This window comes from Pseudomonas sp. Tof1, from assembly GCF_055390395.1.
In genome coordinates, this window is the sequence record NZ_AP024344.1 from 500,073 (window position 1) to 512,706 (window position 12,634).

Annotated in this window: 6 protein-coding genes and 1 pseudogene; 2 read left to right on the plus strand and 5 right to left on the minus strand. The window is 64.1% G+C overall.

What is annotated here, in order from left to right:
• Positions 1 to 123: 123 nt before the first annotated feature.
• A pseudogene (putA, locus tag ACZ5KU_RS02260) lies at positions 124 to 4,076 on the minus strand (trifunctional transcriptional regulator/proline dehydrogenase/L-glutamate gamma-semialdehyde dehydrogenase).
• A gap of 455 nt (positions 4,077 to 4,531) precedes the next feature.
• Between putA and putP the strand changes: the two are divergent.
• Positions 4,532 to 6,016: a sodium/proline symporter PutP gene (gene putP, locus ACZ5KU_RS02265; protein ID WP_054062104.1), complete on the plus strand. Its 1,485-nt coding sequence runs from the start codon at positions 4,532 to 4,534 to the stop codon at positions 6,014 to 6,016.
• 70 nt (positions 6,017 to 6,086) lie between these two features.
• Here the strand turns inward: putP and ACZ5KU_RS02270 are convergent, their stop codons facing one another.
• A complete protein-coding gene (locus tag ACZ5KU_RS02270; RefSeq protein WP_464736792.1) occupies positions 6,087 to 7,355 on the minus strand; it encodes an O-acetylhomoserine aminocarboxypropyltransferase/cysteine synthase family protein in 1,269 nt (422 codons plus the stop codon).
• Positions 7,356 to 7,525: 170 nt separating this feature from the next.
• A complete protein-coding gene (locus ACZ5KU_RS02275; protein WP_054060245.1) occupies positions 7,526 to 8,020 on the minus strand; it encodes a DUF2165 family protein in 495 nt (164 codons plus the stop codon).
• A gap of 145 nt (positions 8,021 to 8,165) precedes the next feature.
• On the opposite strand from ACZ5KU_RS02275, the gene ACZ5KU_RS02280 reads away from it, so the two are divergent.
• Positions 8,166 to 9,002: a 23S rRNA (adenine(2030)-N(6))-methyltransferase RlmJ gene (locus ACZ5KU_RS02280; protein WP_054060246.1), complete on the plus strand. Its 837-nt coding sequence runs from the start codon at positions 8,166 to 8,168 to the stop codon at positions 9,000 to 9,002.
• Between the two features lie 105 nt (positions 9,003 to 9,107).
• Here the strand turns inward: ACZ5KU_RS02280 and msrA are convergent, their stop codons facing one another.
• Together msrA and ACZ5KU_RS02290 are read right to left on the minus strand one after the other, a co-directional pair.
• A complete protein-coding gene (msrA, locus tag ACZ5KU_RS02285; RefSeq protein WP_054060247.1) occupies positions 9,108 to 9,755 on the minus strand; it encodes a peptide-methionine (S)-S-oxide reductase MsrA in 648 nt (215 codons plus the stop codon).
• A gap of 80 nt (positions 9,756 to 9,835) precedes the next feature.
• A complete protein-coding gene (locus ACZ5KU_RS02290; RefSeq protein ID WP_416771467.1) occupies positions 9,836 to 12,529 on the minus strand; it encodes a putative bifunctional diguanylate cyclase/phosphodiesterase in 2,694 nt (897 codons plus the stop codon).
• Positions 12,530 to 12,634: the final 105 nt, after the last annotated feature.

Below are 12,634 nucleotides of genomic sequence, written 5' to 3' on the forward strand. Positions count from 1 at the left end.
TGGAAGCTTCTTTCGTCAAGGGTAGGAGCGACAGGGCAGTCCCTCTGTCAGGTCTGCCTTGCCTTTTGAGTTCTGTTGCAAACAGGCCTGGCGCCCATTGCGGGCGCCAGGCTGGCGGGCGGATCAGCCGATGGTCATCAGGCTGGCGTTACCGCCGGCCGCCGCAGTGTTGACGCTCAGTGCCCGCTCGATCACCAGACGTTCCAGCGCGATGCCGGTTTCGCCCTGGGACAGGCCCTGCACGCCAACGATCGCGCCGGCCCGTTTCGCCACCTGCTGGCACACGGCGCGCAACTGGTCGGAGTGGCCGTGATGCAGGACCGCGTCGAACACCACCTCGTCCTTGTGCCAGTCGGCGACCCGCTGGATGCGCGCCTGCACTTCCTTCGGCAGGCGCGCATACAGGGCCTTGCCCGGTTCGCCTTCCGGCCACAGCGCCGAGCTGCCCACCGCCAGCACGGCGGCGAGCTGGGTCAGCAGATCCGCCTCGAGTTCGGCCAGGCACAGCACGTGCTCCCGCGGCAGGATGGCGTAGCTGTTGCGCTCGCCGGTCGGACCGGCCAGGGCGCGGGTGATGCCGCTCTGCGACTGGGTGGCGAAGCGTGCGCAGAGGTCAGCCAGTTCCTGCTGCTGGTTGGCCGCAGCCCAGGCCTGCAGGGCGCTCAGTGGTTTGCCCATGGCTGCACGCAGGCGCACGTCCGGTGCATTGTGTGCGTCTACGCGGGCGAAGGACTGCTCGATGGCATCGGCCGGACGGGTCGACAGCAGGCGATACAGGTACAGCGGGCCGCCGGCTTTCGGGCCGGTGCCCGACAGCCCCTCGCCGCCGAACGGCTGCACGCCGACCACCGCGCCGACGATGTTGCGGTTGACGTAGACGTTGCCGGCGTTGACGTTGTCGACCACCTTGGCAATGGTTTCGTCGATCCGGGTGTGTACGCCCAGGGTCAGGCCATAGCCGCTGGCGTTGATCTGTGCGATCAGCTGGTCGATGTCCTTGCGCTTGTAGCGCACCACGTGCAGTACCGGGCCGAAGATCTCGCGCTTGAGCTCATCGAAGCTTTCCAGCTCGATCAGGGTCGGCATCACGAAGGTGCCGCGCTTGCATTCCTCGCCATCGGCAATCGCCATCTGATAGACGCTGCGACCTTTTTCACGCATGCCCTGGATGTGTTTCTCGATGCCGGCCTTGGCCTCGGCGTCGATCACCGGGCCGATGTCCACCGACAGGCGCTCCGGGTTGCCCAGGCGCGATTCGGCCATGGCGCCCTTGAGCATTTCGATCACGCGGTCGGCAGAGTCTTCCTGCAGGCACAGGACACGCAGGGCCGAGCAGCGCTGGCCGGCACTGTCGAACGCCGAGGAGACCACGTCGATCACCACCTGTTCGGTCAGCGCCGAGGAGTCGACGATCATCGCGTTCTGCCCGCCGGTTTCGGCGATCAGCGGGATCGGCCGACCCTGGTTGTCCAGGCGTCCGGCGACATTGCGTTGCAGCAGGCGCGCGACTTCGGTGGAGCCGGTGAACATCACGCCCTTGACCCGCTCGTCGCCAACCAGGCGCGCACCGACGGTTTCACCGCGGCCCGGCAGCAGTTGCACCACACCTTCCGGAATGCCGGCTTCGAGCAGCAGGCGCACGGCCTGGGCGGCGATCAGTGGGGTCTGTTCGGCCGGCTTGGCCAGCACCGGGTTGCCGGCGGCCAGTGCGGCGGCAACCTGGCCGCTGAAGATCGCCAGCGGGAAGTTCCACGGGCTGATGCAGACCACCGGGCCCAGCGGACGGTGGGCGTCGTTGGTGAAGTCGTTGCGCGCCTGTACCGCGTAGTAGCGCAGGAAGTCCACCGCTTCGCGGACTTCGGCGATGGCGTTGGCGTAGGTCTTGCCGGCTTCGCGAACCAGCAGGCCCATCAGTGGCTGGATCTCGCCTTCCATCAGGTCGGCGGCGCGTTCCAGGATCGCCGCGCGTTCGGCAGGCGGTGTGGCCTGCCAGATCGGTGCGGCGTTGAGGGCGCACTGGATGGCGTTGTCGACGTCTTCGCTGTTGGCTTCCTGGACGTGGCCGACCACGTCGCGGTGATCCGACGGGTTCAGCACTGGCGCTGGGGTTTCATTGCTGGAGACGCAGCCGAGCATCGGCGCGGCTTTCCACGGGGTATTGGCGCTGGCCAGCAGGGCGCAGGACAGCGAGGCCAGGCGGTGTTCGTTGGCCATGTCGATGCCCGCCGAGTTGGCGCGTTCGGTGCCATACAGCTCGCGTGGCAGGGGAATGCGCGGATGTGGCAGGCCGAAGCCGCCTTCCTGCAGGGCCATCTGCTCGATGCTGGCGACCGGGTCGGCCACCAGTTCCTGGATGGACACGGACTGGTCGGCGATGCGGTTGACGAACGAGGTGTTGGCACCGTTTTCCAGCAGGCGGCGCACCAGGTAGGCCAGCAGTGTCTCGTGGGTGCCGACCGGCGCATAGACGCGGCACGGACGGTTCAGCTTGCCCTCGGCGACCTTGCCCACCACCTGCTCGTAGAGCGGTTCGCCCATGCCGTGCAGGCACTGGAATTCGTACTGGCCGGGGTAATAGTTCTGCCCGGCGATATGGTAGATCGCCGACAGGGTGTGGGCGTTGTGGGTGGCGAACTGCGGGTAGATGACTTCCGGTACCGAGAGCAGCTTGCGGGCGCAGGCGATGTAGGACACGTCGGTGTACACCTTGCGTGTGTACACCGGGTAGCCTTCCAGGCCCTCGACCTGGGCGCGCTTGATCTCGCTGTCCCAATAGGCGCCCTTCACCAGGCGGATCATCAGGCGATGGCGGCTGCGGCGGGCCAGGTCGATCACGTAGTCGATCACGTACGGGCAGCGTTTCTGGTAGGCCTGGATCACGAAGCCGATGCCGTTCCAGCCGCTCAGTTGCGGCTCGAAGCACAGGCGTTCGAGCAGGTCCAGGGACAGCTCCAGGCGGTCGGCTTCCTCGGCGTCGATGTTCAGGCCGATGTCGTACTGCTTGGCCAGCAGAGTCAGCGACAGCAGGCGCGGGTACAGCTCCTCCATGACACGCTCGTACTGGGCGCGGCTGTAGCGCGGGTGCAGGGCCGAGAGCTTGATGGAGATGCCCGGCCTTCATAGATGCCGCGGCCATGGGAGGCCTTGCCGATGGCATGGATGGCCTGCTCGTAGGACGCCAGGTACTTCTGCGCGTCGTGCTCGGTCAGCGCCGCTTCGCCGAGCATGTCGTAGGAATAGCGGAAGCCCTTGCTTTCGAACTTGCTGGCATTGGCCAGGGCCTCGGCGATGGTTTCACCGGTGACGAACTGCTCGCCCATCAGGCGCATGGCCATGTCGACGCCCTTGCGGATCATCGGCTCGCCGCTCTTGCCGATGATGCGGCTCAGGGACGAGGTCAGGCCGGCCTCGTTATGGGTGGCGACCAGCTTGCCGGTCAGCAGCAGGCCCCAGGTGGCGGCGTTGACGAACAGCGATGGGCTGTTGCCCAGGTGCGGCTGCCAGTTGCCGGTGCTGATCTTGTCGCGGATCAGGGCGTCGCGGGTGCCCTTGTCGGGGATCCGCAGCAGGGCTTCGGCCAGGCACATCAGGGCCACGCCTTCCTGGGACGACAGGGAGAATTCCTGCAGCAGGCCCTGGACGATGCCGGCACGGCCGCCGGCGCTCTTCTGGTTGCGCAGTTTCTCGGCGATGGTCGCGGCCAGCTTGTTGGTGGCTTCGGCGGTGGCCGCCGGCAGGCGCGCCTGTTCCAGCAGCATCGGTACCACTTCCGGCTCGGGGCGACGGTAGGCGGCGGTGATGGCGGCACGCAGCACCGACTGCGGCAGGATGCTCTCGGCGAATTCGAGGAAGCACTGGTGACCATGGTCGGCCTGGACTTCACCGGCGTCGTCGGCTTCGCCACGGGGCAGGCCGCTGAGTTCGCTCAGGGTTGCACCGCTCTCGAGCTTTTCCAGGTAGTTGAAGATGGCCTGCTTGATCAGCCAGTGCGGGGTGCGGTCGATCGAATGGGCCGCCGCTTTCAGGCGTTCGCGGGTCGGGTCGTCGAGTTTGACCCCAAGGGTGGTGGTCGCCATTTTTCTTGTCCTCATGGTTGCCACTACCGCGTGGCGTCAGATGGCCGAGAGATTAGCTCTGGCTTGCGGTAGGTGCAACCAGGTGCAACCTATTTTTCTTCGAAAATATGCACCGGTTAGCCGGGACAGCTTTTCCAAGCTCTGGCAGATGATTGGCTGTTTTCAGTTTTCGTCAGCCCGTCAGGGACTTACGTTGCGCGGGGGGTAAAGGCGTGTGGGAAAAAGTGGAAAGGTGCCGAGGTGCAACTGATGGGGGTAAAACAGGTTGCGCCTTGTTCGTATTGTTGAATAGCATGCTCGATCGAGGTGCAACCTCCTACGAAGGGAGGCGCCCTTTGATGATTTTCCTGGGGAAACTCAGTCATGAATGCCCGGTCCGTTTAATCGTCTGACATGAAATGTCGTTTCGTCGGTCGCGGATCGCCGCTGAATAAAAACAATGCCAGGGCTTTTTAATGAGCGTAAGCAACCCAACCCTGATCACCTTCGTGATCTACATCGCTGCGATGGTCCTGATCGGACTGATGGCCTATCGCTCCACCAACAACCTCTCCGACTACATTCTCGGCGGTCGCAGTCTTGGCAGTGTCGTGACCGCGCTTTCGGCGGGTGCTTCCGACATGAGCGGCTGGCTGCTGATGGGGCTGCCGGGGGCGATCTACATGTCCGGCCTGTCCGAGAGCTGGATCGCCATCGGCCTGATCGTCGGGGCCTACCTGAACTGGCTGTTCGTCGCCGGTCGCCTGCGGGTCCAGACCGAACACAACGGTGACGCGCTGACCCTGCCGGACTACTTCTCCAGCCGGTTCGAGGATCGCAGCGGTCTGCTGCGGGTGATTGCCGCCATCGTGATCCTGGTGTTCTTCACCATCTACTGCGCCTCCGGCATCGTTGCCGGTGCCCGCCTGTTCGAAAGCACCTTCGGCATGTCCTACAGCACCGCCTTGTGGGCCGGTGCGGCAGCGACCATTGCCTACACCTTCATCGGTGGTTTCCTGGCGGTCAGCTGGACCGACACCGTGCAGGCCACGCTGATGATCTTCGCGCTGATTCTCACGCCGATCATCGTGCTGCTGGCCACCGGTGGCGTCGACACCACCTTCCTGGCGATCGAGGCCCAGGATCCGGGGCACTTCGACATGCTGCGCAATACCACCTTCATCGGCATCATCTCGCTGATGGGCTGGGGCCTGGGTTACTTCGGCCAGCCGCATATCCTGGCGCGCTTCATGGCGGCGGATTCGGTCAAGTCGATCGCCAATGCCCGCCGCATTTCCATGACCTGGATGATCCTGTGCCTGGGTGGCACCGTGGCAGTGGGTTTCTTCGGGATCGCCTACTTCTCGGCGCATCCCGAGGTTGCCGGCCCGGTCAGCGAGAACCACGAACGGGTGTTCATCGAGCTGGCGAAGATCCTGTTCAACCCCTGGTTGGCCGGTGTGTTGCTGTCGGCGATCCTGGCCGCGGTGATGAGTACCCTGAGCTGCCAACTGCTGGTCTGCTCCAGTGCACTGACCGAGGATTTCTACAAGGCTTTCCTGCGCAAGTCCGCTTCGCAACTGGAACTGGTGTGGGTCGGCCGGGCCATGGTGCTGCTGGTGGCGGTGATCGCCATCGCCCTGGCCGCCAACCCTGAAAACCGCGTGCTGGGCCTGGTGAGCTACGCCTGGGCCGGTTTCGGCGCGGCCTTCGGTCCGGTGGTGCTGATCTCGGTGATCTGGAAGGACATGACCCGCAATGGCGCGTTGGCCGGCATTCTGGTCGGTGCTATCACGGTGATCGTCTGGAAGCAGTTCAACCTGCTGGGATTGTACGAAATCATCCCCGGCTTCCTCTTTGCCAGCATCGCGGTCTACGTGGTCAGCAGGATGGGCCAGCCCTCGGCGCAGATGCTCCAGCGTTTCGCCGCAGCGGAGAAGCAGTTCCGCGAGGAACACTGATCCTTGATAGGGGGCGGCAAGCCCTGTAGCGACAAGGCGGCCCGTCTCCCCGGAGACGGGCCGCTGCGTTTCAGGCCTGCAGTGCCTGTTGCAGGTCTTCGAGCAGGTCCTCGATGGCCTCGATGCCGACCGACAGGCGGATCATCTCCGGTTTCACGCCGGCCTTGGCCTGTTCGGCTTCGGTCATTTGCCGGTGGGTGGTGGAGGCCGGGTGGCAGGCCAGGGACTTGGCGTCACCGATGTTCACCAGGCGCTTGAAAATCTGCAGCGCATCGTAGAACCGCACCCCGGCCTGGTAGCCGCCCTTGAGGCCGAACGAGAGAATCGCCGACGGCTTGCCCTTCATGTACTTGTGCGCCAATTCATGGTGCGGGTGGTCCGGCAGGCCGGCATAGCTGACCCAGGCCACCTGTTCGTGGGCCTTGAGGAACTTCGCCACCTTGAGCGCATTCTCGGTATGCCGTTCCATGCGCAGGGCCAGGGTCTCCAGGCCTTGCAGCAGGAGGAAGGCGTTCATCGGTGCCAGTGCCGCACCGGTATTGCGCAGCGGCACGGTGCGGGCGCGGGCGATGAAGGCCGCCGGGCCGAATTTCTCCGTGTAGACCACGCCGTGGTAGGCGGCTTCCGGGGTGTTGAGACCGGGAAATTTCTGCGGATGGTCGGCCCAGGGGAAGGTACCGGCATCGACGATCACCCCGCCCAGGGCGTTGCCATGACCGCCCACATACTTGGTCACCGAATGCACGACAATGTCGGCACCGAACAGGATCGGTTTGCACAGGATCGGTGTCGCCACCGTGTTGTCGACCATCAGTGGTACGCCATGAGCGTGGGCCACCTGGGCAAAGCTCTCGATATCGACGATGTTGCCTGCCGGATTGCCGATGCTTTCGCAGTAGACCAGCCGGGTGTTCTCGTCGATCAGTTCGGCGACCGCTTCGGGCGAGTCGTCGCGGGCAAACCGCACTTCGACACCGAAGCTGGGCAGCAGGTGGGCGAAGAGGGTGTAGGTGCCGCCATAGAGCTGCGGGGTGGAAACGATATTGTCGCCGGCGCGGGTCAGGGTCTGGATCGCGTAGTGGATCGCCGCGCTGCCGGCGGACACGGCCAGGGCGGCGATTCCCCCTTCCAGTGCCGCCAGGCGCTGTTCGAGCACGTCGTTGGTGGGATTCATGATCCGGGTGTAGATATTGCCCGGAACATCGAGGTTGAACAGGTCGGCGCCGTGCTGGGCGTTATCGAATTCGAAGGCGACGTTCTGGTAGATGGGTACGGCCACGGCCTTGGTGGTCGGGTCCGACTTGAATCCGTGATGGAGCGCAATCGTTGCGTCTTTCATAAGGTCTCGACTCAGTGAAATTCCATTAATTGAGCACTGCCGGGCAGTTGCGGTGGCCTAATGGTCTCGTGTGTCTGAGTCGCCAGGGATCTCGGGTGGGTGCCCGCAATCGGACCGCAAACCGGTGCGCCAGTGTCCGCTACTGGCGCCGGATCGGCAAGTGATCCAGGTTAAGCCGGCTCGTTGTCCGCCTGATTGACGAAGATCAGTACACCGAGCAAGGCCATGTAGAACCTGAAGGCTGCCTCCTGGCCGTTCCAGATTTTCGATTGCCACATCAGGAACCATTCGCCGCCCACCACCATGAAGCCGAAGAACCACACCAGAAAACCCAGGGTCGTGCCGGCGATGACGCCTTTCTTCGCCCGGGCGAAGCTGGCGGCGTCGGCCTTGCGGGCTCGCCACAGCGACAGTGCGCCAAAGGCCAGCAGCGCGCAGGTCAAGCCTTCGCCGAGGATGATCAGCCAATAGGCGACGTGCCACAGCATCGGCGTGGTGATTGCGCGGTACATCACGGCGTTGTCAGGGAAGGTGGTGTCCATGCTCAGTACGTGGCTGACGAAAGCGAAGTTGGAGGCGTAGTCGCTGACGTTGTTGAAGGTGACCATGAAGGCGAAGGCGGCGAGTGCCAGGCTCAGGACGATTTTGGCGTAGCGGGTGGTCATCGGGTCGAATCCTTCGAATGAGAGGGCGTGACGTTACCATGGGCGCTCCGGCGAGTCTGTCGGCGGCGGTCCCTGCCGCCTGTACGTTGCGACCTGACGGCGGCTGGAGCACAGGGTAAACTTCGCCTCCTGCGCAGGAGTTGCCATGAATTACCGTCACGCCTTCCACGCCGGCAACCATGCCGACGTCTTGAAACACCTGGTCCTGACCCGCCTGATCGCCCTGATGGCGCGCAAGGAACAGCCGTTCGCCTATCTCGACAGTCACGCCGGTATCGGCCTGTATGACCTCAAGGGCGACCAGGCCAGCCGTACCGGCGAATACCTGGAGGGGATCGCCCGCCTGTGGGGTCAGCAGGACCTGCCGGCCATGACCGCCGATTACCTGCGGGTGCTGCACGAGATGAACCCCGATGGCGAGTTGCGCTACTACCCGGGGTCGCCGGAATTGGCGCGGCGCCTCACCCGTGGCCAGGACCGGGTGCTGCTCAACGAGAAGCACCCGGAAGACGGCAAGCTGCTCAAGGACAACATGAAGGGCGACCGGCGTGTGGCGGTGCACCTGGGGGAGGGCTGGCACCTGGCGCGGGCCCTGCTGCCGGTGGCGGAAAAGCGTGCAGTGATGCTGATCGACCCGCCATTCGAGCAACTGGACGAGATGCAGCGCTGTGCCGCGTCGCTCAAGGAAGCCATCGGGCGCATGCGCCAGACGGTGGCGGCGATCTGGTATCCGATCAAGGATCAGCGAGCGCTGAAGCGTTTCTACCAGGACTTGGCCGGTACCGGCGCGCCGAAGCTGTTGCGGGTGGAGTTGCTGGTGCATCCGCTGGATACGCCGGCGAGCCTGAATGGCTCGGGACTGGCGATTGCCAACCCGCCGTGGGGGCTGGAGGATGAGCTGCGTGAGCTGTTGCCGTGGCTGGCGCAGAAACTGGCGCAGACCCAGGGCGACTGGCGGATGGACTGGCTGATTGCCGAGTGAGTAGGTGGCCGTGATAGCTGTAGGAGCCGGGCTTGCCCGCGAAGCGTTTGGCGATCTTGCCAACGCTTTCGCGGGCAAGCCTGCATCCTACAAGGGCCGGGGTGCTCAGATCGGGCAACTGACGCCGGTGCCACGAATGCCGCAGTAGCCTTCCGGGTTCTTCGCCAGGTATTGCTGGTGATAGGCCTCGGCGTAGTAGTAGGTCGGCGCCTCGGAAATTTCGGTGGTGATGGTGCCCAGCCCGGCCTTGGTCAGTTCCGCCTGGAACACCTGGGCGCTTTTGCGGGCCGCCTCCAGTTGCTCCGGCTTGGTGGCATAGATCACCGAGCGGTACTGGGTGCCGATGTCGTTGCCCTGGCGCATGCCCTGGGTCGGGTCGTGCAGTTCCCAGAACTGCGCCAGCAACTGTTCGTAGCTGACGATTTCCGGCTCGTAGACCACCAGCACCACTTCGCTGTGGCCGGTCAGGCCGGAGCAGACTTCCTCGTAGGTCGGGTTGGGGGTGAAGCCGCCGGCATAGCCGACCGACGTGCTGTACACGCCCTCACGCTGCCAGAAACGCCGCTCCGCGCCCCAGAAGCAGCCCAGGCCGAAGATCGCGAATTCGACGTTGCCGGGGAATGGCCCCAGCAGCGGGTGGCCGTTGACGAAATGCTTGTCCGGAACGGCCATCGGGGTTTCACGGCCAGGAAGAGCTTGTTCTTTGGTTGGGAGCACGTTTTTGTTCACCAGTATTTCCGAGCGCAAGACCATGTCGCAGTCCTCTCAGTCAGGTTGAAATGAGCTGTAGCTATTGAAGTAGACCGACAGTGTGCCCGAGTGTTGCTGCGCTGTCAGGCCAAAGGTCCGCGCGGGTAGCGCCTGAGCTGCTGGATCAGCTCGGCTCCCGGGATCGGCCGGTCGAACAGGTAGCCCTGGCCGACGTCGCAGCGATGGCGGCGCAGGAAGGTCAGTTGCTCGGACGTTTCGATGCCTTCGGCCACCACCTTGAGTTTCAGGTTGTGGGCCATGGCGATGACCGCGGAGGTGATTTCCATGTCGTCCTGGTTGTCCGGGATCTCATGGATGAAGCTGCGGTCGATCTTGATGATGTCGATCGGGAATTTCTTCAGGTAGCTCAGCGACGAATAGCCGGTGCCGAAGTCGTCCATGGCCAGGGTCAGGCCGATTTTCTTCAACTGGTCGAGCTGCTGGCGGGTGTCGTCGGTGGCTTCCAGCAGCAGGCCTTCGGTCAACTCCAGCTCCAGCAGCGACGGCGGCAGTTGTTCCTCCTTGAGGATACTGGCCAGGGAGGCGACCAGGTCCGGGTCGGAGAACTGCTTGGGCGACAGGTTGATCGCCACCTGCAGGTTGCCCAGGCCGCAAGCGGTCAGGGCCTTGCTCATGCGGCAGGCCTGGCGCGCGATCCATTTGCCGATCGGGATGATCAGGCCGGTTTCCTCGGCAACGCTGATGAACTGGTCCGGGCGGATCATGCCCTTTTCCGGATGGTTCCAGCGCAACAGCGCCTCCATCCCCAGCAGGCGGCCGCTGCGCAGGCACAGCTTGGGCTGGTAGAACACGTCCAGCTCGTTCTGGGTCAGGGCGCGGCGCAGATTGTTCTCGACGAACAGCTTGTAGCTGGCCTCGGCGTTCAGCGCCTCGGTGAACACCTGGACCTGGTGCTTGCCGTTGGCCTTGGCCTTGTGCAGGGCCAGGCCGGCGTTGCGCATCAGGGTTTGCGGGTCGCGCCCGTGCAGCGGCGCGCTGGCCAGGCCGACGGAGCCGGTGACGCTGATCAGTTGGTTGTCGACGAACATCGGTTTGTCGAGGGTCGTCAGCAGTTGGGTGGCGATCTGCTGGCCGGTTTCCAGGTCGGTATCGTCGAGCAGGACCGCGAATTCGTTACTGGCAAAGCGCGCCAGGCTGCCGCTCGGGCTCAGGCTGTTGCGCAGGCGGCGAGCCAGGCTGATCAGCAGCTTGTCGCCCGTCTGGTGGCCGAGGCTGTCGTTGATCCGCTTGAAGTTGTCGATGTCCACCAGCAGCAGGCTGATCGGCGAGTCGCTGTCGCGGGCGAAGCGTTCGTCGAGGTTGCGGATGAACGCCGGGCGGTTGCCCAGGTTGGTCAGGTTGTCGGTGTAGGCCAGGCGTTCGATGCGCTGCTGCGCGAGCTTGGTCTGGGTGATGTCTTCGTAGATGCCGATGTAGTGGGTCAGTTCGCGGTTGTCGCCATAGACCTTGGAGATCGACAACTGCCCCCAGTAGGGTTCGAGGTTCTTGCGGCGGCTCTTGAATTCGCCCTGCCAGCTGTTGCTCTGGGCCAGGCTCGACTGCGCGTCGAACAGCAGTTCGCTGATATTCTCCAGGGCTGGCAGTTCGGAGAGCTTCTGGCCGTGGACTTCCTCGGCGCTGTACTGGGTGATGGCGGTGAAGCTCGGGTTGACGTATTCCACCACACCGTCGCAGTTGACCAGCAGGAAGGCGTTGGCGCTCTGTTCGACCGCCCGCTGGAACAGGTGCAGGGCACTGGTGGCGGTGCGCCGGTTGTGGTTGCTGATGACCTGGGCGAACTGGTCCGCCAGCTCGCCGGCAAAGGCGATTTCATCCGATTGCCAGGCGCGGGTCTGGCCGGTCTGCTCCAGGCAGAGCACTCCCACCACCTGGCCATCGATGCGAATGCTGGCATCGAGCATGGCGTTGACGTCACGCGGGCGCAGGGTTTCGGCCATCTCGCGGGTGCGAGGGTCGCGGGTGGCGTTATGGGCGTCGATGGCGCGGCTGGTGTGCAGCGCTTCGAGGTAATCGGGGAACTGGCTCGCGTCGATCTCGTCCGGCAGGAGGTATTCCTGGTTGTGGCGGTGGTAGGCGGAGATCGGGATCAGGCGCTGCCCTTCGAGGTTCCAGATGCTGGCGCAGTCGATTTCGTAGATGTCGCAGGCGCAGCGGGTGATCAGCTCGGCGGCTTCCTGCAGCGAATTGTTGATGCTGTAGCGTTGTCGGGCCAGGCGCAGGATCAGGTCCTGCTGGGCGCGCACCCGGTCGAGGTGCTGCAGTTGCTCCTGCTGGGCGCGCTGGTTGAGTTCCAGGGCGATCTGCAGGCGGCTGTTCTGGGTGGCGAGGTCGGTGAGCGGCAGTTGCGGCTCCAGCCCGAACAGGCCTTCGACCACCAGCAGGTAGCCGCGCAGCAGATGGCGGTTGTGCTGCCTGTAGGCTTCACCCATCTCCAGCAGAGTCAACGGGCCCTGGGTGGTATGCAGGGTGTAGCGCACCAGATAATGCGTGTTCTCGGCCAGTTGCAGCTGGATGGCGTCATGCAGGCGATAACGGGCTTCGGGCTCCATCAGGCTGGCATAGGGCGAGCCGACCAGGGCGCACAGCTCGATGGCCGGCAGGCCGAACTGGCGTTCGCAGTTGGGGTCGAGAAACAGCAGGGCCCAGCTTGCTTCATTCAGCCGTTCGAAACGCAGCATACCGAGCCGCGACGGCACCGGTAACTGAGTCACTACCTCGGCCGCCAATCTATTGGCGGCATCGGGTTGGCTTTTCATGGAGAGCTCGCTTCAAGAGTACTGATCACGCACAGGGGAGGAGGCCTTTTCCTGGCGAGTTGGGCAAGGTTGCATTAAGCGGGTCGGGCTGACAAGCAGAACAGT